A 20670-nucleotide genomic window follows, 5' to 3' on the forward strand; every position below is an offset into this window, starting at 1 on the left:
GTTACTTGGTCCGGTGCACGACGCTCGTTTCGAGAGCAGCCCCCCGAGGTGAGCGTGCCGGAACAGGAGTGGCTGCGCTCGCCGAATCGCGGTTCGTTCACCTGCCCGGGATCGCGCGGTCGGGGTGTGGCCGGGCGTAGTGGCCGGAGTGCGGAACTCGCGGGCGGGAGCGGGGGACTCGCGGGCGGGAGCGGGGGACTCGCGGGCGGGAGGGTCAGCGCTGGCCTTGGTTGACCTGTACCACCCCGTGCGCGCCGCGTTCGGCGTCCACCATCGCGTGCGTGACGAACGGGTAGTGCCCCGCCTCTGGGAAGGTCAGCTCGACGAACCCGCCCTGCGCGGGAGCAAGGTCGAGTACCTGCGCTCCGGTGTCGCCATCCGGCCCGGCGCGTAGCAGGTAGGTGCCTTCCTTCCATACGGTGTCGAACTGACCGCCCACGACGTGGAAGGCGGTGCCACGTTGCGGTCCCGCGGCGAGCACCCACAACCGCACCCGCTCGCCGACCCTCGCCCGGAGCGGATCGTGGTCGTACTGGTTGGCGTAACCGTTGAACACCACGAGGTCAGGCCGCTGCGCGACCAGCTTGTCCGCGTCGGCGACAGCGCCGCGCCGCCCGAGATACATCTCCGACTGCACGAGCACGTATTCCCTGTCAACGGCCGGCAGCCCGGGCGGGTCGATGATGACCGCGCCGAACATCCCGTTGGCGATGTGCAGTGACATCGGCATCGTCGAGCAGTGGTACAGCCAGATCCCCGCCCTGGTGGCGGTGAACCGGTACGTCAGGGACTGCCCGGGCTGGATCGTCCGCATCGGACGGTCGGGAGCGAGCGCGCCCGCATGGAAGTCGATGGAGTGACCCATTGACCCGTCGTTGACGAGGGTGATGTCGAAGACGTCACCGACCTTGCCGCGCAGCGTCGGCCCTGGCGCGGTGCCGTTGAACGTCCACAGCCGCTGCGTGAAACCGGGCGCGACCTCGCGCTCCACTTCGCGTACTCGCAGCGTCAGCTTGTGCACGCCCGCGCCTTGCGAAGGCGGCAGCCTGGGATCACGGGCGGCGAACCCAGGGCCGGGCCCGGCTGCCAGATCCGGCCCTCGTGCCTGGTTCTCTGCGGCGGCTTCGCCGGTGGCGGTGCCGTCGGCGCTGTCGGTAGTTCCGGTAGCGCCGGGGTTGGCGAGGTGTCCCGCGTCGTGATTCGACCGTTCCTCGCCACCGACGACGTTGACGTTCAACACCATGCCCAGTTGCCGGTGTCCAGCGACCGAACACCAGCCCTCGATGTCACGGCCGACCACACCGGCGTCCAGCGTGGCCTGCTCGCCCGGTCCGATTCTCGGCGTGCGGGCGCCGGACTCCAACACGAGGTCATGGGTGTTGTCTCCGGTGTTGCGCAGCACGACCACGAGCCGGTTGCCCGAGGGAACCTCCACCTCACCGGGGACGAACCGCATGCCCTTGATCCGGACCTCGACGGTGGTGGTCTGTCCAGTAGCGGCCACGTCGCCATGGGCTGGTGGACCCTGCGCCACGCCCGCGGCGGCCGGATCGAGGGCCACGCCGCCCGCGGTCGCCAGCATCACCGCCGACAGTCCCATCGCCGCCACCCCGGCCCTTCGCCGCGAGGGCACCCGTGGGGGCGGTCCCGCAGGGCGGACCGGTTCGTCCCGCCTCGCGCGCGCCACCAGTACGGCACGGACGAGCAGCGGAAGGAAGGACGCCATGGCGACGAGTACGACCAACGAGACCAGCACCCGCACCAGGCTCGGTACCGGCAGCACATAAAGCAGCAGGCCCGCGTTTGTGGCCGCCACCCGTGCCGGGCCTGCCGTTTCCAGTGTCGAAGAGCTCGCCCGTACCGTCGTGGGCCCGCCTCCCAGCACCACTGGCACCAGGTAGGTGAGCGCGCCGAGCAGCACCTGCGCGGCGAACCCGGCCAGCAGCGGCGTGGTGAGAGTGTCGACGTGCTCCGCCACGGCTGAGTCGTCGCGCGCCGTGGCGAGCACGGCGGCCAGCCACACCAGCGAGCCCGCCAGCCAGGTAACACCCGCGAGCACGGAGGCCGTGGAGAACTCCACCGGGGCCCTGCGCCGCACCTCCTCGACGTGTGGCACCGCCATCGCCACCAGCCCGGCCAGATAGAGCAGCAGACCGGCGGCGGCGAGCACGCCAGCACCCGCGAGCGCACCGGCCGCGGCGACCACGAGCCCGGCGATCAGTACCCACAGCATCCGGGTGGCCGTTCGCTGCGCTCCTTCGGCGATGCGGGTGCGCAGCATCGTCGGCCACAGCGTGACCAGGGTGCCCATGACGGTGAGTCCGATCCAGCCGAGCAGGTTGAGCACCGCGTGCGCCACGACTACCCGGGCGTGCGCCTCGGCGGTGAACCCGCCGCGTGCCATCAGCACGCCCAGTGTCACACCCACGGGGAGTGCGGCCCCCGCGGCGATGTAGAAGCGCACGGTGGTCCCGAACCTGGACGGCAGCGCCGCGCGCATCCTGCGCAGCAACGCGACCGCGTGCCAGCACGCCACCGCGGCCACGGCGGCGCCACCGGCCAGCACCACCGGCCAGTTGCCCGCGACGACACCGGCCACCACCGCCACGGCGCCCACGTTGAACAGGCTCAGCCGGCTTCCCTGGCCACGCCGCATGACGGTGTCGGGCAGTTTCAGCAGGGCGGTGGCGAAATGCCAGGACCAGATCAGGATGGCGTTTCCCGCTGCACCGAGCCCCAGCAGGTGGACAAGCAGCCAGCCTGACACGGGCAGGGACCGGTGTAGCAGCGCCGCCAACACCACGGCCACCAGCCACGTGGCGACGACCGTCCCCGTGCGCAGGTGCCAGGACATCCGGCTCATGGTTGCCTCACCGTGGCCTGCGCGGCCTTCGTCCTTGGGGTGAGCACCAGTGCGGCCGCCACGACGACGAACAGCAGCAGCGCGACGATGTTGAGCGCGCCGCCCGCCCGCAATGCCCAGCCCTGGCCGCGCAGGTCACCGAGCAGCACGCGAAGCAGCAGCGAGCCGTGCAGCAGGACCGCGGGCAGGTACAGCACGGGCCGGTACGGCAGTGGCCGACGCAGCACCGCGGGAAGGATGACCGGCGCGTGCGCGAACACCATCGACATCACGAAGCCGAGGAACACCGCATGCACCACCGCGTCGTACGTACGGCCGGTCGTCCAGTCCGGTGCGAGCAACCAGATCGCGCCCGCCACAGCCAGCCATGCGTAGCCCGCGAGCAGCCAGCTGGCCGTGAACCGGGGCAGCCCGCTCGCGCGCACGGTATGCCTCGCGACGTCGTGACGCGCCAGCCAGCCCGCGAGGCCGAGCAGCGCCGCGCCGAACAGCGCGTGTCCGGGTCCTGCCCACAGCAGCGAGGCGAGTGCCCCCGCCGCGGCCAGCGCGCACAGCGCGACGACCGTCGCCTCAACGCGGGCGGCACGTACCGCGACCCGTGCCAGTTCCATCCGCTCGCCGACGATGGTGAGCACCAGAAAGCCCGCCAGCCAGGGAAGCAACGCGGGCACCTCGACCCCGCCGAGCCACAGCAGCGCAGCACCGCAGGCCAGCACGGCGCCACCGGCCTGGACCAGCACCGGCAGTGCCAGTTGCCTCGCCCACAGCGGGAGATAGCTGGCGACGAGGACCGCAGTGCCAAGCACCAGCGACCACCCGCCCAACCACAACGGCGCGGGCGAGATCAGCGCGAGTCCGCCCGCGCCGAGGAAAGCGGGGGACAGCAGGCTCCACCACCTCCCGAGCGCGATCGCGCGTTCGAGTGCGACGAGGGTGCCGACGAACGAGAGCACCAGCAACATGCCGTGTACCTCGGCCAATCGGGACCAGCGCAGCGGGGCGGGCAGATCGAGCAGCAGCAGTGCAGCGTCGAGTCCCAGCAGTAGCGCGATCCCGCCGCCGAGTAGCAGCGCGGTCGTAAGCACCCGCGAGTCAGTCACGGGTCATCAGCCGCAATCTGCAGGCGCCGGGTTCGGAGAACGGCAGCAGCGCCGTCCGTTCCTCGTCGCCGCCGAAGACCTCCATCGCGCCTCGCACGATCCCCAGATGCACCTGGCAGACGACCTCGGGGTAGCGCCGTGCCGCGTCGAGCAGCGGGCAGCGCCGCAGCGCGGCCGTGGTCGCTCTCGTGTCGGCCTTCGGGTCGAAGCCCAGTTCGTCGAGCAGGTCCAGCACGCGGCGGCGGCCCCGCGCGGGCGAGGCCGATGACGAGGCCGATGAGCCGGGGTCACCGTCGCGTTCGGTGGCCAGCTCCCTGCCCCACGCCCGCCCTGCTTCCAGCGCGTCCTCAGCGGGTCGAGCGCTGGTGCGCGCGAGGTGCGCTGCCAGCGCGGTGGCCAGTCCCGCGTACTCGCGCACACGGGGGTCGGGCTCCGCCCTGTCGGGCGCGGCGGAATAGGTCCACGCGGGCCTGCCCCTACCGCCACTGTGTGCCCGCTCCCGCACGGCGAGCCCTGCCTCGACGAGGGCGTCGAGGTGCTCGCGCACCGTGTTGGGGTGTACGTGCAGCTCGGCCGCGAGAACCGCGATGGTTGCGGGCTCGGCGCGCCGCTGCAGGTGTTCGAGGACGAAGCCGCGTTGACCGGACATCGGCCTGCCGTCCGGCCGTGCACGAACCGGTGACGGCCCCATCCGCTCCGCTTTTTCCACGGCTATCACTGTAGTTAATCGGGCCGGGAGTCACCACCCCGGTGATTGAATAAACACGGACATGGGTGTAGAAAAGGGGAACGTGCTCCGCAGAGGAAGGATCGTGCCGTGGCAACCACAAGCGATGTCGTCGTGGCTTCGAGCCCGCAGGACGCCGAGGCCGTCGAGGCCGTCGAGCAGCACCACGCGGAGCTCGCCGGGCGACTTGGTGCGCTGACCACAGCCCTTGTCGGTGCGGCCGAGAGCGCCGAGGGTGAGCGGTTCGAGCAGGCACACCGGTCAGCGGTGAGGTTCTGCACCGAGGAACTGCTACCGCACGCCGCCGCGGAGGAGCGCCTGCTGTACCCGGCCGCGAGGTCGCACGAGACGAGACTGGTCGACGGCATGCTCGCCGAACACAAGTCGATCAAGGGGCTGGTCGACGAGCTTTCCTCGGCGGAGCAGCCGGTGCGTGCCGCGGCGGCGATCCGTGCGCTGCGCGTGCTGTTCGAGGTCCACCTGATGAAGGAGAACGAGCTGCTGCTTCCAGTGCTCGCGCAGGACCCCGCGGTTTCACTGTCCACTGTGCTCGAAGGGATGCATGAGCTGCTCGGCGGAGCCGAACACACCGAGAGTGCGCCGTCGGATCACGGACACGGTCACGGCTCTTGCGGGTGTGGCGAGTCCGACAGCGGCACCCCGGAACTAGACGTACGCGCCGTGCCCCACGCCATCAGGCATGCCACCGTGTTCGGGGCGTTCGATGCGATCGGTACCGGCGGCTCGCTGGTGCTCGTCGCGCCGCACGATCCACAGCCACTGCTGCGCCAACTCAACGAACGAGCGGCTGGCCGGATCGACGTCGAGTACCTGGAACGCGGACCGCAGGCGTGGCGGCTGCGGCTCACCCGTACCTGATCCCGCGAGTCCCCCGCTCCTGCCCGCGAGTCCCCCGCTCCTGCCCGCGAGTTCTGCGTTCTCGCCCGCGAGTCCCCCGCTCCTGCCCGCGAGTTCTGCGTTCTCGCCCGCGAGTCCCGTGCTCGCTGCGGTTGACACCGTTGCCGACTCGCGGGCGGGTGCGACTGGCACGGTGCGACTGGCACACTGTCGCGGTGATGGTCGGGAGAGCGGGAACTCAGCACACCGCCGTGGTTTCGGCCACCTGGGCAGTCGCGCTGCGGTAGGTGTCGGGGACCTCGCTGTACAGCGGGCCGAGCGCCACATCGGCGTGAAGCCGGCGCCAGCACTGCGCCTGCCGCGTCGTCCGCACCCCGTCGACGAGCACACTCGCGCCTGCCTGGTGGGCGGCGTCCAGCAACGCGGTGAGGGCTTGCTCGGCCGCCTCATCCGCGGCAGCCTGCTTCGACTCCGGGGGCACCAGCGACGCCGCCACGGTGACCGCACTCAGTGGCAGCTCCCGCAGCAGCGAAAGGTCGGCGAGCGAGCCGAAGCCAAGCAAGGCCGCCCCGACCCCGAGTTCGGCGAGCACCTTGAGGTTTTCCACGGCGTCACCACGCCCGCCGGCCAGCGCGATGGTGGGGAAGCCGAGCCGCAACCCGGCCGCGGAAAGGCCGGTGGCTTCCAGCGTGCCGCGGATTCCGGCGACCAGATCGGGGTCTGTCGCCTGGTGCCGGGTGAGCCGCGCGCTGAGCAGTGGCGCGCGCTCGCCGTACCGGGTGGCCACTTCCTGACAGGCTCGCCGCAACAGCCATTGACCCATGGGAAGCATCAGGCCGGTTTGTTCGGCAAGTTCCACACACCTGTCGTGCGGCAGCGTCCCCAGGCCGGGATGCGCCCAGTTCAACGAGGCTTGGACTCCGAGCGTGGTGCCGTCCGCGAGGTTCACCAGCGGCTGGAAGACCAGGTCCACCTCGCCGGTTTCCCACGCGCCGGGCATCGAGGCCGCGAGGCTGAAGGACTGTCGGTCGCGGGCATCCTGCTGTTCGTCGAGCAACTGCCACTGACCCCGACCGCCGCGCCTGGCACGGCGCAGGGTGCGGTCGGCGGCGCGCATGAGTTCGGTGGGCGCGATCTCCCTCGACGGCCGGTGTACCACACCGATACTGACGGGCGCCGCCAGGCCGTTACTGCCGTCGAGGTACTGCGGCTCGCCGAGTTGTTCCTTGATCCGCTCCACCATGGTCGCCACGTCGGGAGTGACGGGGCTGTTCTCGACCAGAATGCCGAACTCCCCGCAGCCGATCAGGGCCACCATCGCGTTCTCACCCGCCATCGCGGCGGACAGCCGCTCCGCGACGCTGGCCACCAGCCGGTCGGCCACGGTCGAACCCAACCCGTTGGCCACAGCGGGGAAGCTGTCCAATCCGATGTGGAACAGCGTGACGCCCGTTTCGGCTTTGGCGCGCCGCAGGCAGCGCTCGATGTGGGTGCTGAGGTACTGCCTGTTGGGCAGGCCGGTCAGCGGGTCGTGCAGCGACTGGTGGCTGAGTTGGTTCTGTAGCAGGGCGATCTCGGAGTCGTCCTGCACCGCCGTGACCAGGTACCTCGGCTCGCCGTCCACATCGAACACCAGTGATGCGGTGAGCGAGGCACGAACGGTCTCGTTCTCCTCCAGCACCAGCCTGCATTCCCGCCACAACCGGGGAATCCTGCCGTCCAGCAGCTCCTGATATGCGTCGCGCAGTTCGGCAGCATCGTCGGGGTGCACAACCTCGAACAGTGTGCGGCCGGCGAACTCGGTCGTGGTGCGGTTCAGTGTCCAGGCCAGCGCCTCGTTGACCCGCAGGAACCGGCCATCGAGTTCGGTGAGCGCCAGCCCGCACGCGGAATTGGCGAACGACTCGTCCAGCGTGGACTCGCAGAGCTGCTGCTTTCTCCTTGCTTCCCAAGCCACCTTCAGTAGCGCCTGGTTCAACTCTTCCTGCCGTTGCTGGTTGAGGTGGCGCTGCCGGTCGCTGTAGCCCGACATGAGCGCACCGAGTGCGGGCAGCACCCGGTCGGCAGGTTGGTCAGTACCACGCAGCCGTGGGCTGTGTAGTAGAGCCTTGCCGAGAAACTCCACCGATCGGCTCAGGTTGTCGGTGTCGACGCACTGGGACTCAGCCAGCCGCGCGCCGACACCGGCGGCGGGCTCGGCGTCGAACGGGTCGGCGAGCACGATCTGGAACAGCCGTTCGATGGTGTCGACCAGTTCGCGCTCAAGCTCGCCGCGGGCAAGGTGGAGGTAGCCACGCCTGCTGAGCAGGTGCATCCATTTGTGGGCAAGCAGAGCCGACTCCCTGTGGTCGCTGCCACGGGAAGCCTTCTCCTCGGTAGGGATGCTGTCGTTAGGAAGCGAGACGCTCATGTCATCGGTTTCCAGGGGGCCGGACGCTCGATGAGCGTGCACTATACCTATCCGGTTGTACTCCATTCGGGTGGTATCGATAAAGCAGCGCCTGGTAGGTATCCGCTAGGTTGTGACCCCCGGTACGGCCGCCCGACGACGGTCTGCCGGATGAGCGAACCCATCATCCCCGTGCCCGCTCGCGCAGGCGCAGCAGGCCCAACGCGACCAGACCGAGCACGGCGCCGTAGACACCGTTGCCGACAATCATCGCGGCGAGCCCGATCGGGGGTGCCATTTCCGCGTCCGTGGTAGCGGCGCCGACGATGTTGAGCAGCAGTGCCAACACCCCGTATCCGACACCCGCCAACGCCAGCGTGGCCACCGGTTCGCTCACCCGTGTGGCGACCACGGCGGCCACCCACACCACGGCGAGCACCGCGGTGACGGCCACCGGACTCCACGGTTTGCCGAGCGCGTCGAGCACACCGAACATGCTCAGCAGCGGTCTCACCAGTCCGATCGCGGACAAGATGGCGATCAATCCCCACGGCAGGGTGGCCGCTGTGCTCCTGCTGGTTTCGCGCATGGTGTGCCTCGTCTCGAAGTGGCCGGTCGCCGGGGGTGCCGTCCTCCCGACTCACCGCACGGTAGGGCTGCCGCACGTGGGCTCACATCGGTGTGAACTCGAGACCTGCCGTCGACTCGCCACGTACCACCGCGTCGCTTCCGGCGGATACCGCGATCGTTTCGGGTTGTCCTTCGCGACGTGGCCATCGCGGAAGCTGGCTCAGTCGGGCGGTGCCAGCACACCGTCGGCGAGGCCGTCGGTCAGCTTCCGTGCGAGTTCGCCGCCCGTTGCCGTGGCGGCTCGCAAAAGCGGTCGGCTTCAGCTTTCCTTGCTCAGGCGGCCGAACAGCTGAGCGAGCTGGTCCGCGTAGTGCTGGACCAGTTCCGGTGAGCTGCCGTCGGCTCCGAAAATGCCACGGGCGAGCTGTGGGTAGACCGCGAGAGCGTTCGCCGCGCTCATCCCGATCAGCAGCAGCGCGGCGGGGTCGAACCGGTCGTCGAGTTCACCAGCGCGCTGCCGCTGTCGAATCGATTCCACCTCGCGCCGAAGTCTGGCATCGCGTTCCCGCGCTTCGTCGTCGTCGACATCGGAGCCGGAGTCGGCAAGCCCTTCCCAGGCGAGCAGGCGCCCGTTGAGCTTCGGGTCGACGCTGGCCCGAACGTAGTTCCTGACCAGCTCCGGAAAGTCCAGCTCGTCGGGAAACGCCTGGGCCTCGTAGGCCCGCCAGCGCCGTCCGACCGCGCGGTACAGGCCCTCCTTGCTGTCGAAGTAGTAGGCGATGAGCTGCTGATTGACACCCGCTCGCGAGGCGATCTCGGACACCCGCGCGCCCGCGAAACCCTTGGCGGAGAACACCTCGACGGCAGAGGCGAGGATGCGTTCCTTGGTTCGTTCTGGATCGCGCTGCCGCTCGTGCGGCGCAGGAGTTCGCCGCGAAGCGCCTCGGCGCCTGTTCCCGCTGCCCTTCGGCTCGGACCCGCTCGCCATGTCCGACATTCTGCCATCCCGTCGTCGAGCTTAATCATATGTCTGTTTGACAAAGTCATGCATACAAATGACACTGCGTTGGGGACACGACGACAGGAACCGGGGCCCACATGATGGTGACGTCGAACCGGGGGCGCTGGGTGGCACTCGCCCTGCTGCTGACCGCGGTGTTCATGGACATGGTGGACAACCAGATCGTGAACATCGCATTGCCGAGCATCCAGCGCGACTTGCAGGCGCCGTCATGGGCTCTGCAGTGGATGGTCACCGGATACACGCTGGCCTTCGCCCTCACGCTGATCACCGGTGGTCGCCTCGGCGACCGTTTCGGCCACCGGACCCTTTTCGTGCTCGGAACGGCGGGTTTCGCTGCGGCATCGCTTGCCGCGGGAGCCGCGCCGGGGGTGGCCGTGCTGCTGGTCGCCCGCGTCGTGCAGGGAGTGTTCGCGGGCCTGATGGTGCCGCAGGTGCTTTCGTTCATCCGCACCGAGTTCACCGGCGCCGACCAGGGCAAAGCCATGGGTTTCTACGGTATGACCTTCCCGATCGGAGGTCTGGCGGGTCCGCTGCTGGGAGGGGTGCTGACCCAGGCCGATCTGTTCGGCTGGCACTGGCGGGCGATCTTCTTCGTCAACGTGCCGATAGCCGTCGCGGCCGCATTCGGCGCCGCATTGGCCATGCCTGCGCGCCGACCGCAGGCCCGCGGCGGCGCCGACCTGATCGGGGTGCTCCTGCTGGCCGCCGCGCTGCTCGCCGTTCTCTATCCGCTGGTGCAGGGTCGGCAGTCGGGTTGGCCCGGCTGGGCCTTCCTGCTGATGGTCGCCGCGATCCCGATGCTCGGTCTGTTCGCAGCCCGGCAGCGAGCGCGGCAGCGGCGCGGGCAGTTGCCGCTGATCCCGCTCTCCCTGCTCCGCGGGCGAGCGATGCGCTACGCCATTCCGATCATGTTGATCTTCTATTGCGGGCTGGCCGCGTTCTTCGTCCTGACGTTGTACCTGCAGGGCGGGTTGGGTTACTCCCCATTGAAGACCGCGCTGGCCATGCTCCCCGCCACGGTGGGAATCGTCGCGGGCAACGGGATCGGCATGCCCATGGCGCCGAGGCTGGGTCGCGGGCTGCCGATGTTCGGCCTGATCCTGCTGCTGGCGGGAACGGCCCTGTTGGCCGCGGCCGTGCTTCGATACGGCAGCGAGTTGACGCCGTGGCAGCTGGCTCTCCCGGTCCTGCTCTACGGTGCGGGCCTCGGGCTCGGGGCTTCGTCACTCATGCTGATCGCGCTCGGTGAGGCGGCCACCTCCGACGCGGGAGCGGCATCCGGGCTGTTGAACACGGTGGTGCAACTCGGCATGGCCGCCGGGCCCGCGACCGTCGGTACGGTCTTCTTCGATCGACTCGCCGTCGATGGTGACTTCGTCGTTGCCACGCGAAACAGCTTGTTCGCCGGCTTCGGGCTGTTCGCAGTCGCGCTGCTTGCCTGCTTGCTGCTGCCGCGCCAGTCCCAACCTGCCGCCACCGACACCAACACCGGCGCCGCCGTCCGCGAGATACCGGGCTGACCACAGGTGACCGCGGTCAGCGGTCGCGCTCGGCCATCGTCTCGATGCCCGCGAGGAGGAGGTCGAGCCCGAACCGGAAGTAGCCGTCCGGATCTTCGCACTCGCTCAACGGCCCGGCCGCCTCCACCAGTCGCGGGTACCGGTCGGGCGGCAGTGACCGCAGAAATAGCCGTGTTCTGCGCCTGGTTTCCACTAGTTCCGCGGATTCCTCCCCTGGTCCGGCACCGGGTACACCGCTGACGAGATTGGTAAGGGTGCTCAGTGCGTGTCGCAGGATCTGCGTCGCCTCCGCCGGTGAGAATCCGCCGCGCCGCAGGATTTCGAGCATGGTTTCGGCCGCGCGCAGGTTGCCTTGCGAAGTGGTGTTGCGGGATGCGAGCAGCGGCGCGGCAGAGGGGTGGGCTCGCAGCACCTTGACCATTGAAGCCAGGACCGCCCTCAACTGTCGCGGCCAGTCGGATGAGTCCTCGACCGTCGTGTCGACCTTCTCGTAGATCCGGCCGACCATGCCGTCCAGCAGTTCGTCCTTGTTGCGGAAATGCCAGTACAGCGCCATGGGCGATACACCCAGATCCCTGGCCAGTCTCCGGATCGTGACGGCGGCCAGCCCCTCGGTCTCCGCGACTGAAAGGGCCGCGTCGACCACGGCGTGGGGTGTGAGTCGCGTCCGCTCGGTGGCGGCTTCTCGATGCTGTTGAGTCATGACCCATCGATTGTACAGCGTACAGGCGATACTGTACGTTGTACATGTACGTTGTACGTGACAGAAGGGAGGTGCGATGAGTCTCAAACGGTGGTTCTACCGGGGTGGCCGTCCCAACCGGGTGGCGCGCCTGCTCGACAGGGCTACGGCCGGGCTCTATGCGCGTGGGGTCGCCCCGAACTACCTGGTAATGCTCCAGGTGCGAGGACGGCGTTCCGGAAAGCCTGTCGCTGTGCCGCTGGTCATGACCGTGATCGATGGTGAACGCTACCTGGTTTCGATGCTCGGGGAAGGGACGAACTGGGTCCGCAATGTCAGAGCCGCCGCCGGTGAGGTCACGATCCGCCATGGTCGCCGCGAGCGGGTTCGGCTGGAAGAGGTCGCACCGCAGGGCCGGGCGCCCGTGCTCAAGGAGTACCTGCGGCGAGCGCCCAACGCCAGGGCGCATCTACCCGTCGCAGAGGACGCACCGTTGGCCGAGTTCGAGCGGGTAGCGAGCCGGTTCCCGGTATTCCGCGTCGTGTCGGCGGAGCGGTTGTAGGCCGGTTCGGGTCGCCGATCGTTAACCCGATACCAGGATGCTGCGTTCGATGGCCTGCGTGGCGAACTCGATCAATCGCTTCGTGCGGACCCTGCCCTGCCGGGAACCACCGAGAAGCAGGTCGTCCGCGACACCGATGAGCGCGTCCCATACCCAGTGGGGAAGGGCTGCGTCATCGATCAAAGTTTGTCCACACGTCTCGGCCGTCTCCCGCAACGTGTGAGCGAGTGTCCGCAGCGTTTCCTGATACACCGACGCCGAGGTCGCCATGCCCTTGCTCCGCCTGCCGCTGGCGAGCACCTTCGCCTCCCATTGCGGCGCGGAGCGGCCGAGTTTGCGCCACAGTTCGGTTACCTGCGGCAGAATCTCGCGCAACACCGCGGCGATTCCGATCTCGCGGTCCACGTCGCGCAGGGTGGCCTGTACCTGTTCGAGTCGTCTGGCCGTCAGTGCGACGAAGACGTCATCCTTGCCGCCGAAGTACTGATATACGGTGCCGGAGCTGACGCCAGCGCCGGAGGCGATCGCGCGCATCGTCAGCGCCGCGTAGCCGGATTCCTCCAGGAGCCGTTCCGCTGAAGCGAGAATGTCGCGCCGTCTGCCTTCGGCATCACCCCACGCGGCCTGGAGCCGCTGTGTCGTCGCCGCCATGACGCGACCTTACCGCACGGGTGGACAATGTTCAGTTTGACTATTGGACATTGTTCAATTTACCGCTACGGTGGCTCGCATGAAACGGACCGGCACGGCGAGCAAGGCTGAGAAGGGGGCGAAATGACACTCGGCCAGCTGGACCGACTCGAGGCCGACAGCATCGACATCTTCCGGGAGGCTGTCGCGGAGAGCGAGCGGCCGGTGCTGCTGTACTCGATCGGCAAGGACAGTTCGGTGCTGTTGCACCTCGCTCGCAAGGCCTTCTACCCCAGCCCACCGCCGTTTCCGCTGTTGCATGTAGACACGACGTGGAAGTTTCGCGAAATGATCGCCTTCCGCGACGAGACCGCGCGCCGACTTGGTCTGGAACTGATCGTGCACCGCAACCCGGACTGCGTCGCGCAGGGCATCAACCCGTTCGACCACGGCTCGGCACGGCACACCGACCTGTGGAAGACGCAGGGGCTGCGCCAGGCCATGGACAAGTATCGCTTCGACGTTGCCTTCGGTGGTGCGCGGCGGGACGAGGAAGCCTCCCGCGCCAAGGAACGCGTGTTCTCCTTCCGGACCGCGCAGCACAGGTGGGACCCGAAGAACCAGCGCCCCGAATTGTGGCGGCTGTACAACACGCGGATCGCGCCGGGGGAGAGCATCCGGGTCTTCCCGCTGTCGAACTGGACCGAGCTGGATGTGTGGCGCTACATCGAGCGCGAGCGGATACCGATAGTCTCGCTGTACTTCGCCGCGAAGCGGCCGGTGGTCGAGCGTGACGGTGTGCTGATCATGGTCGATGACGACCGGATGCCGCTCGCCGACGGCGAAGTGCCGATGTGGCGCAGCGTCCGTTTCCGCACACTCGGCTGCTACCCGCTGACCGGCGCGGTGGAAAGCCGGGCGCGCACCGTCGAGGAGATCATCGCCGAGATGCGCGACACGACCACGTCGGAGCGCCAGGGCAGGGTGATCGACCGCGATCAGTCCGGCTCGATGGAACGCAAGAAGCAGGAGGGCTACTTCTGATGACGGTGCGGACGGTGCGATCCAGAAACCGAGAGGACGAGACCGGACTGCTGCGGTTTTTGACCTGCGGCAGCGTCGACGACGGCAAGAGCACGCTCATCGGAAGGTTGCTGTACGAGTCGAAACTCCTCTACGCCGACCAGCTCACCGCGCTGCGGGCCGACTCGTCGCGGTACGGCACGAGGGGCGCCGAGTTGGACTTCGCGTTGCTGGTGGACGGTCTGGCCGCCGAACGCGAGCAGGGCATCACCATCGATGTGGCCTACCGCTTCTTCGCCACCGGGGACCGCCGGTTCATCGTCGCCGACACCCCGGGTCACGAGCAGTACACCCGCAACATGGTTACCGGGGCGTCCACCGCCGACGCGGCGGTGATCCTGCTCGACGCGCGCAAGGGCATACTCACCCAGACCCGCAGGCACACCATTCTGGTCGCGTTGCTGGGCATCCGCCATGTCGCCCTCGCGGTGAACAAGCTCGACCTGATGGACTATTCGCGGTCGGTTTTCGACGACATCAGCGAGCGGTATCGAGCGTTCGCCGCCGAACTCGGGATCGCAGAGGTTACCTGCATCCCGATGGCGGCGGTCGAAGGGACGAACGTCGTTACCACCAGCGATCGGACACCCTGGTACGAAGGGTCCGCGTTGCTCGAATGGCTGGAGTCGGTGCCAATACACGAGGCCGAGCAGGTCGGCCCCGCGCGGTTCCTGGTGCAGTGGGTGAACCGGCCGGACGACACCTTCCGCGGCTTCTCCGGCCGGGTGCTGCGCGGCACGCTCCGTGTCGGCGACGAGGTCCACGTGTTGCCAGGCGGCCGGAAGTCGAAGGTGGAGCGGATCACGACGATGGACGGCGACCTGCCTTGTGCGGTCCTCGGCTCATCGGTGACCGTCGTGCTCGCCGACGAGGTGGATGTCAGCCGGGGCAGCGTGCTCGCGGCGGAGGAACCGCTGGATGTCGCCGACGCGTTCCAGGCGCACGTGGTGTGGCTGGACGAGCACGAGTTGCTGCCGGGCAGGCGGTACCTCGCGAAGCTCGGCGCGAGTACCGTCGGATTCAGCGTTGATCGTCCGAAGCACCGGATCGACGTGGACACCGGTGCCAGGCTGCCCGCGAAGACACTGGCAGCAGGCGAGATCGGGGTGGCCAACGTGCATCTCGACCGTCCGGTCGCCGCCGAGCCGTACCACACCTCCCGCGATCTCGGTTCCTTCATCGTGTTGGACCGGCTCAGCAACCGGACGGTCGGTGCCGGAATGATCGATTTCGCGCTGCGGCGTTCGGCCAACGTCCGATGGCAAGCGGTCACAGTGGACAAACAGGCACGGGTGGCCCGCAACGGGCACCGTCCCTGCGTGGTGTGGTTCACCGGTCTTTCCGGTGCGGGCAAGTCCACCATCGCCGACCTCGTGGAGAAGGCGCTGCACGCTCGCGGGGTGCACACCTTCCTGCTGGACGGTGACAACATCCGGCAGGGGCTGAACGCCGACCTCGGCTTCACCGATGCCGACCGGGTGGAGAACATCCGCCGGATCGCCGAGGTTTCCGCGCTGCTTGTCGACGCAGGGCTGGTCGTGCTGGTCTCCTTCATCTCACCGTTTCGGGCCGAGCGCGAACTTGCCCGCGGACTCGTGGAGCGCGACGAGTTCTGCGAGGTGTACGTCGACACCCCGCTGGAGGAGGCGCGGCGGCGCGACCCCAAGGGGCTCTACGCCAAGGTACGCCGCGGTGAACTGGCGAACTTCACCGGAATCGACTCCCCTTACGAACCGCCTTTCGAGCCGGAGGTATGGCTCGACACGACGACGTCGAGCCCCGATTCGGCGGCCGAGCAGGTGCTCGCCAAGCTACGCGAGATGGGAATACTCGACGAGCATTGAACATTGTCCAGATTCCGGTACGCTAACTAGAACTCGTTCTACCAAGAGGAGCTGCCGTGACCGACGTGGCGAAGGCCTGGTCGGAGTTCTGCCGCGGGATCGAGGCGGCCGGGCAGGAGGTACTGCGCGACACCGCGCCGGACACACCGCTGGACAGGGCGGAGGGCTTTCGCTACCTCGCCAGGCTCACCCGCGAGATGCTCTACTCGTGTGTCGACAACGCCGACCCGGACTTCCCGCGACTGCACGAGCTCGACCTCGTGAAGATCGGTGCCGACAATCCGGACAACGTCTACCTTTCGGCGAACATCCGAGGCGACCGCAGCTACCGGATCACCGGCGAACGAGGCACCATCGCCTACTTCAGCATCGGCTCCAAGGCCAACCGCTACGCCAAGGACGGCACCATGGCGTCCACGGGCGAGTTGACCGATGCCGACCTTGTCGCTGAGCCGGACGGGACCATCGAGATCATCGCCAGCGCCACACAGCAAGGGCGCAACTGGCTACCACTTGCCCCCGACTCGACCGGACTCGTCGTGCGCCAGACCTACCTCGACCGTACCACCGAGACGCCGGGGCAATGGCGCATCGAGCAGATCGCAGGACCTACCGAACCGGCGCCGCTGACCCCGGAGTTCATGGCCAAGGCGCTGCGCAGGGCGGCGCTGTCGGTGCACGGCACCGCGGCGACGTTCGCACAGTGGACAGAGCTGTTCATGACCAAACCCAACGAGCTGGCCGACTTCGGCCAGGACATGTTCCAGCGCGCGGGCGGTGACCCGGAGATCTACTACCTGCACGGCTACTGGACGCTGCGGCCGGGACAGGCATGGCTGATCGGGACCGAGGTGCCCGACTGTCCCTACTGGAACTTTCAACTGGACAACTGGTGGATGGAGTCGCTAGACAACCACCGCCGCATCACCGTGAACAAGCACACCGCCGTCGTCGATGACGGGCGGCTGACCATCGTGGTGGCCGAGCGTGACCCCGGGTTCGGCAACTGGATCGACACCTGCGGGCACAGCAGTGGAACCGCGCTACTGCGCTGGCTCGGCGCGAAGTCCAACCCGGTACCGAAGTGCCGGGTGGTCGCCCTGGATTCGCTGACCCAAGGGGAAGTCTGATGGGGCGGCCGTCCCAGCACGCCGCGATGCTCGACGGCGAGGTCGTGCTCATCACCGGTGTCGGGCCGGGACTGGGCAGTCACCTGGCGGTCCGCGCCGCGGCCGAAGGAGCGAAGGTGGTGATGGCGGCGCGCTCGACCGACGTGATGACGCGGCAGGCCGAGAAGATCGCCGAGTCGGGAGGGGAAGCCATCGGGGTTTCCTGCGATGTCCGCAAGCCTGACGACGTCAGCAGGTTGGTGGACACCGCCGTGCAGCGGTTCGGCACCATTACCGGCCTCGTCAACTCCGCCTACGGGCATCCCGGGTTCGCCGACCTGCTGGACACACCGGAGAAGGCGATCCGCCGCTCGATGGACATCATCCTGTTCGGTGCGCTCAACGTGACCCGTGCGGTGGTGCCGCACATGAAGCAGGCTGGCCGCGGTTCCATCGTCAACATCGGCACGATGGCCACCCGTAAGCCCGCGCGAGGTGAGGGTGCCTACGCGGCGGCCAAGGCCGCGATGGCATCGGTGACCAGGTCGCTGGCGCTGGAGTTGGGTGAGTACGGAATCAGGGCGAACCAGGCACTCATGGGCTGGTTGGACGGGCCCGGTGTGCGGTTCTACCTGGGGATGACCGCGGAGGAACGTGGGGTCGGCGAGCAGCAGATCTACGACGAGATCGCCGGTCGTAACCCGCTCGGCCGCATTCCTACCGACGAGGCGTGCGCCGGCGCGGTGCTGTTCCTGCTTTCCCGCTACGCATCCGAGGTGTCCGGGGCGACCCTGGATGTCAACGGTGGGGAGTACATGCCTTCCTGAACTCACCGACGGCGGGCAGGGTTGCCGCGACCCCTGCCGCCACACCTCATCGTTGCCCGTTCGGCGTACGTAGGAGCAGGAACGGGGCGACCACCGTGCCGAGACAGCCGTTGCCTCGCCCTTCGCCGCGCCGGATCTCGAAGTCCCCGCCCGGCTCGATGCCAGGATGCCGTTGTAGATAGTGCCGACCGAGTTGTTCGGCTCCCTGCTCCTCGTCGAGCCACAGGGTCTTGTAGCCGCACTTGGCACACCAGTACCGGAACTTCGCTGACATCGTGGTCCTCCCGTTGTTGGCGGAGTCTTGCCGGTTTCGCGGGTCGTCAACCAGGCCGACTACCTGCCATTCGTGGCCGGTTCGCGGGGTAAGATCACAGGGTCTTTGGTTGTGTTGGGGGGAATTTGCGAGTTGGTGAACCGTTTCGGAGTTTTGCTTCGTGATGCCCGGCGGCGGGCGGGGTTGACTCAGGAGGAGTTGGCTGCCCGGTCGGGTATTGGGGTTCGGACCATTCGGAGGTTGGAGACCGGTAGCGGTACCGATCCTCGGATCGGGACGGTGACGTTGCTGGCCGATGCGTTGGGGGTTGGTCAGCGGGAGCGGCAGAGCTTGTTGGCCGCCGCTGACGGTAGGTATCAGGAGTCGTCACCGGAGTCGCCCGGGCCAGGGCCGGGGTCGTCTGGTGGTGGGGCGGTTTCGGTGCCGGTGGGGGGTGCCGTGGGCCCGGTCACGGGGGCAGCGTCGGCACTGCCGGTGTTGCCGGTGGTGCCTGCGGAGGTGTCGGAGGCGGCGGACCATCTGGCGTTGGTGGTCGCGGCCCGGCTGCGGCGTGAGGAAGAGTTGCGTCGGTTGCATGACCCGTTCCCGCTGCCGGTGCGGTGGCGGCCCGCGCCTGCGCGGTTGGCCGATCATTGGGACAACATCTGCAGGGTCCCGGTCGGGGTGAGCGCGGGGCCGCTGGAGTTGTCCGGCGAGGTGGGCGACATCGCGGGCACCTATCTGCGGGTTCCGTCGGGGCGGCTGGTGGTGCTGGGTCAGGCGGGTTCGGGCAAGACGGTGCTCACTTTGCGGTTCGTGCTGGACATGCTGGCCGCGCGAACGCCGGGGGGCGCGGTCCCGATGATCTTCAACGTGGGGTCGTGGGATCCGACCGCGGCCCCGTTGCGCGGCTGGCTGGTCGAGTTGTTGCAGCGTGATCAGCCGGGCCTGGCCGCGGAGGCGCCGGGCGGGGCGACACTCGCGGCGGTGCTGGTGGACACCGGGCGCATCCTGCCGGTACTCGACGGTTTCGACGAGATCGCCCAGGGCCTGCACCGGCCTGCGCTGGAAACACTCAACTCGCTGTCCATGCCACTGCTGCTGACCAGCCGCGTCGAGGAGTACCAGCGGGCCGTGACCGTGGTCGACGTGCTCACCTCGGCCGCCGTGGTCGAGTTGACCGACCTCACCCCCGACGATCTGGGCGGCTACCTGCCCCGCACCGCACGGCAGGTAGCTGTCGCCACCGAGGGCGGCGGCACGGCCACCGCCTGGGACAGCGTCATCACCGCACTACGAGACCACGACACGACCCAACCCCGCCCCGCCACCGCGCATCTGGCCACCGTCCTGCGCACACCCCTGATGGTCAGCCTCGCCCGCACCGTCTACAGCGACTCCCGCGACCACGACCCCACCGAACTGCTCGATGACACTCGCTTCCCCACCCCACAACACATCGAGGAACACCTCCTCGACAGCTTCGTGCCCACTGTCTACCACCAACACCCCACCCCCACCCACCACGGCAAACGGCACGACTGGGACATCGCCCGCCTCCGCCGCTGGCTGGGATTCCTCGCCGACGACCTCGACCGCCAAGGGACCAGCGACCTCGAATGGTGGCGCATCAGCGGCAGACTCCGCGACTCCACCCGCGTCCTACTGGTAACCGGATTCGCGTGTGTCGCGTCGTTGCTGGTCGACTGGCTGGTCTTCACCCCGGTTCACACGCTCACGTCCGGGATGACGTTTCACTGGTATGTCGCTCTGCTCGACGGGCTCGTGATCGGCCCGGTCATCGGCTTACCTGTCGGCTTGCTGTACCTGCTGATGGTGGTGCGCAAAGGCAAGGTACTCGAACCGACCCGAGTCCGGGTCCGCCTGCTCGACGGGTCGGGCAGGCAACCAGGGCTTCGGCGAAAAGTCGCGACACGGTTCCTTGCGGGTGCGCTCGGTGGCGGCATCGGGGGTGTCGGTTACGGGATCGCGAGAACCATCGTCATGGCGGTATCTCCGAATCTGACTCTCGCCGACGAACCCGCCGCGATCTTGCGGGGGATGCTTGTCGACGCCGCCATCTGCTCGGTGGTGTTCGGTCTGGCGTGCGGTCTGGTGCTGGCACTGGCGGCCGCGCTGGAGGCCCCCGCCAACCTCACCACCGCCACCAGCCCCGCAGACCTGCTCGCCGCCAACCGCACGACAGTGCTGCGCCTTGCCGGTGCGCTGTCGCTCGCACTCGCGCTCGCACTCGCCTTCGGTGGCGTCGCGGTCACGAGTGCGCTGCGGGCAGCCCTGGGCCCAGTGCCATGGAGCCTGAACTGGAACGTGGGCAACGGCCTGCTGGTCGGCCTGATCGGTGGGCTGAGCACGGGCCTTGCCTACATCGTGGCCTTCACGGCGTGGGGACAGTGGCTGCTCTTCACCCGATTCCGGCTACCGGCCAGCGGCAGACTGCCGTGGGCGGTCGGCACGTTCCTGGACGACGCCTACCGCCGGGGCGTGCTGCGCCAGTCCGGCGCGGTCTACCAGTTCCGCCACGCACGCCTGCAAGAACACCTCGCCAAGGCCTACCGAACCGGGCGCTGACAGGCGTCCCGGTCCGGGTCGACCGACGGCCTTTTCTCCC

At 68.3% G+C, this 20670-nt stretch carries 17 protein-coding genes; 8 read left to right on the forward strand and 9 right to left on the reverse strand.

Annotation, left to right across the window (positions count from 1 at the left end; genetic code table 11):
* Positions 1–214 precede the first annotated feature (214 nt).
* Genes FHU38_RS03645 through FHU38_RS03655 form a run of 3 tightly spaced genes read right to left on the reverse strand, consistent with a single transcriptional unit; the run spans position 215 to position 4672 of the window.
* On the reverse strand, positions 215–2863 hold the full coding sequence (locus FHU38_RS03645; protein WP_167166480.1) for a multicopper oxidase domain-containing protein: 2649 nt from the start codon (positions 2861–2863) through the stop codon (positions 215–217).
* Complete coding sequence (locus FHU38_RS03650) at positions 2860–3963, reverse strand: hypothetical protein (protein WP_167166482.1); 1104 nt, start codon at positions 3961–3963, stop codon at positions 2860–2862. Before FHU38_RS03650 ends, FHU38_RS03645 begins: the two co-directional genes overlap by 4 nt.
* Positions 3956–4672 (reverse strand): helix-turn-helix transcriptional regulator, encoded by a 717-nt coding sequence (locus tag FHU38_RS03655; RefSeq protein WP_313886656.1) that lies wholly within the window; start codon positions 4670–4672, stop codon positions 3956–3958. Before FHU38_RS03655 ends, FHU38_RS03650 begins: the two co-directional genes overlap by 8 nt.
* Positions 4673–4780: 108 nt before the next feature.
* On the opposite strand from FHU38_RS03655, the gene FHU38_RS03660 reads away from it, so the two are divergent.
* Positions 4781–5569, forward strand: coding sequence for a DUF2249 domain-containing protein (locus FHU38_RS03660; RefSeq protein WP_167166484.1), 789 nt, complete (start codon positions 4781–4783; stop codon positions 5567–5569).
* Between the two features lie 217 nt (positions 5570–5786).
* Here FHU38_RS03660 and FHU38_RS03665 read toward each other — a convergent pair whose 3' ends face one another.
* From FHU38_RS03665 to FHU38_RS03675, 3 genes are all read right to left on the reverse strand, one after another.
* Positions 5787–7958: a bifunctional diguanylate cyclase/phosphodiesterase gene (locus FHU38_RS03665; protein ID WP_167166486.1), complete on the reverse strand. Its 2172-nt coding sequence runs from the start codon at positions 7956–7958 to the stop codon at positions 5787–5789.
* Between the two features lie 163 nt (positions 7959–8121).
* Positions 8122–8526, reverse strand: coding sequence for a hypothetical protein (locus FHU38_RS03670; RefSeq protein WP_167166488.1), 405 nt, complete (start codon positions 8524–8526; stop codon positions 8122–8124).
* A gap of 300 nt (positions 8527–8826) precedes the next feature.
* Positions 8827–9495: a TetR/AcrR family transcriptional regulator gene (locus tag FHU38_RS03675; protein WP_167166490.1), complete on the reverse strand. Its 669-nt coding sequence runs from the start codon at positions 9493–9495 to the stop codon at positions 8827–8829.
* A gap of 110 nt (positions 9496–9605) precedes the next feature.
* Here FHU38_RS03675 and FHU38_RS03680 point away from each other — a divergent pair, with 110 nt between their 5' ends.
* Positions 9606–11051, forward strand: a complete 1446-nt coding sequence (locus FHU38_RS03680) for an MFS transporter (protein WP_167166493.1) — start codon at positions 9606–9608, stop codon at positions 11049–11051.
* 16 nt (positions 11052–11067) lie between these two features.
* Here the strand turns inward: FHU38_RS03680 and FHU38_RS03685 are convergent, their stop codons facing one another.
* A complete protein-coding gene (locus tag FHU38_RS03685; RefSeq protein WP_167166495.1) occupies positions 11068–11754 on the reverse strand; it encodes a TetR/AcrR family transcriptional regulator in 687 nt (228 codons plus the stop codon).
* A 76-nt stretch (positions 11755–11830) separates the two neighbouring features.
* On the opposite strand from FHU38_RS03685, the gene FHU38_RS03690 reads away from it, so the two are divergent.
* Positions 11831–12295: a nitroreductase/quinone reductase family protein gene (locus FHU38_RS03690; RefSeq protein ID WP_167166497.1), complete on the forward strand. Its 465-nt coding sequence runs from the start codon at positions 11831–11833 to the stop codon at positions 12293–12295.
* Positions 12296–12316: 21 nt separating this feature from the next.
* On the opposite strand, the gene FHU38_RS03695 is transcribed toward FHU38_RS03690, so the two are convergent.
* Positions 12317–12946 carry a TetR/AcrR family transcriptional regulator gene (locus tag FHU38_RS03695; RefSeq protein WP_167166500.1) on the reverse strand — a complete coding sequence of 210 codons (630 nt, stop codon included), beginning with the start codon at positions 12944–12946 and terminating at the stop codon, positions 12317–12319.
* A gap of 123 nt (positions 12947–13069) precedes the next feature.
* On the opposite strand from FHU38_RS03695, the gene cysD reads away from it, so the two are divergent.
* From cysD to FHU38_RS03715, 4 genes are read left to right on the forward strand one after another with little or no spacing between them, the layout of a single operon-like run.
* A complete protein-coding gene (gene cysD, locus FHU38_RS03700) occupies positions 13070–13969 on the forward strand; it encodes a sulfate adenylyltransferase subunit CysD (RefSeq protein WP_167166502.1) in 900 nt (299 codons plus the stop codon).
* Between the two features lie 14 nt (positions 13970–13983).
* Positions 13984–15852 (forward strand): adenylyl-sulfate kinase, encoded by a 1869-nt coding sequence (gene cysC, locus FHU38_RS03705; protein ID WP_313886657.1) that lies wholly within the window; start codon positions 13984–13986, stop codon positions 15850–15852.
* Between the two features lie 56 nt (positions 15853–15908).
* On the forward strand, positions 15909–16982 hold the full coding sequence (locus tag FHU38_RS03710; protein WP_167166506.1) for a DUF1214 domain-containing protein: 1074 nt from the start codon (positions 15909–15911) through the stop codon (positions 16980–16982).
* Positions 16982–17788 (forward strand): SDR family oxidoreductase, encoded by an 807-nt coding sequence (locus tag FHU38_RS03715; RefSeq protein WP_167166508.1) that lies wholly within the window; start codon positions 16982–16984, stop codon positions 17786–17788. The genes FHU38_RS03710 and FHU38_RS03715 overlap by 1 nt, the downstream gene beginning before the upstream one ends.
* Positions 17789–17834: 46 nt before the next feature.
* Here the strand turns inward: FHU38_RS03715 and FHU38_RS03720 are convergent, their stop codons facing one another.
* Complete coding sequence (locus FHU38_RS03720) at positions 17835–18062, reverse strand: hypothetical protein (protein WP_167166510.1); 228 nt, start codon at positions 18060–18062, stop codon at positions 17835–17837.
* Between the two features lie 135 nt (positions 18063–18197).
* Between FHU38_RS03720 and FHU38_RS03725 the strand changes: the two genes are divergently transcribed.
* On the forward strand, positions 18198–20630 hold the full coding sequence (locus tag FHU38_RS03725) for a helix-turn-helix domain-containing protein (protein ID WP_313886658.1): 2433 nt from the start codon (positions 18198–18200) through the stop codon (positions 20628–20630).
* The last annotated feature ends 40 nt before the right edge of the window (positions 20631–20670 follow it).

Source organism: Saccharomonospora amisosensis (assembly GCF_011761185.1).
Classification (GTDB): Bacteria; Actinomycetota; Actinomycetes; order Mycobacteriales; family Pseudonocardiaceae; genus Saccharomonospora_A; species Saccharomonospora_A amisosensis.

Coding starts and splice junctions, on each gene's coding strand:
- FHU38_RS03645 (WP_167166480.1), bottom strand. CDS start 2,863: ATGAGCCGGATGTCCTGGCACCTGCGCACGGGGACGGTCGTCGCCACG.
- FHU38_RS03665 (WP_167166486.1), bottom strand. CDS start 7,958: ATGAGCGTCTCGCTTCCTAACGACAGCATCCCTACCGAGGAGAAGGCT.
- FHU38_RS03670 (WP_167166488.1), bottom strand. CDS start 8,526: ATGCGCGAAACCAGCAGGAGCACAGCGGCCACCCTGCCGTGGGGATTG.
- FHU38_RS03675 (WP_167166490.1), bottom strand. CDS start 9,495: ATGGCGAGCGGGTCCGAGCCGAAGGGCAGCGGGAACAGGCGCCGAGGC.
- FHU38_RS03680 (WP_167166493.1), top strand. CDS start 9,606: ATGATGGTGACGTCGAACCGGGGGCGCTGGGTGGCACTCGCCCTGCTG.
- FHU38_RS03685 (WP_167166495.1), bottom strand. CDS start 11,754: ATGACTCAACAGCATCGAGAAGCCGCCACCGAGCGGACGCGACTCACA.
- FHU38_RS03690 (WP_167166497.1), top strand. CDS start 11,831: ATGAGTCTCAAACGGTGGTTCTACCGGGGTGGCCGTCCCAACCGGGTG.
- FHU38_RS03695 (WP_167166500.1), bottom strand. CDS start 12,946: ATGGCGGCGACGACACAGCGGCTCCAGGCCGCGTGGGGTGATGCCGAA.
- cysD (WP_167166502.1), top strand. CDS start 13,070: ATGACACTCGGCCAGCTGGACCGACTCGAGGCCGACAGCATCGACATC.
- FHU38_RS03715 (WP_167166508.1), top strand. CDS start 16,982: ATGGGGCGGCCGTCCCAGCACGCCGCGATGCTCGACGGCGAGGTCGTG.
- FHU38_RS03720 (WP_167166510.1), bottom strand. CDS start 18,062: ATGTCAGCGAAGTTCCGGTACTGGTGTGCCAAGTGCGGCTACAAGACC.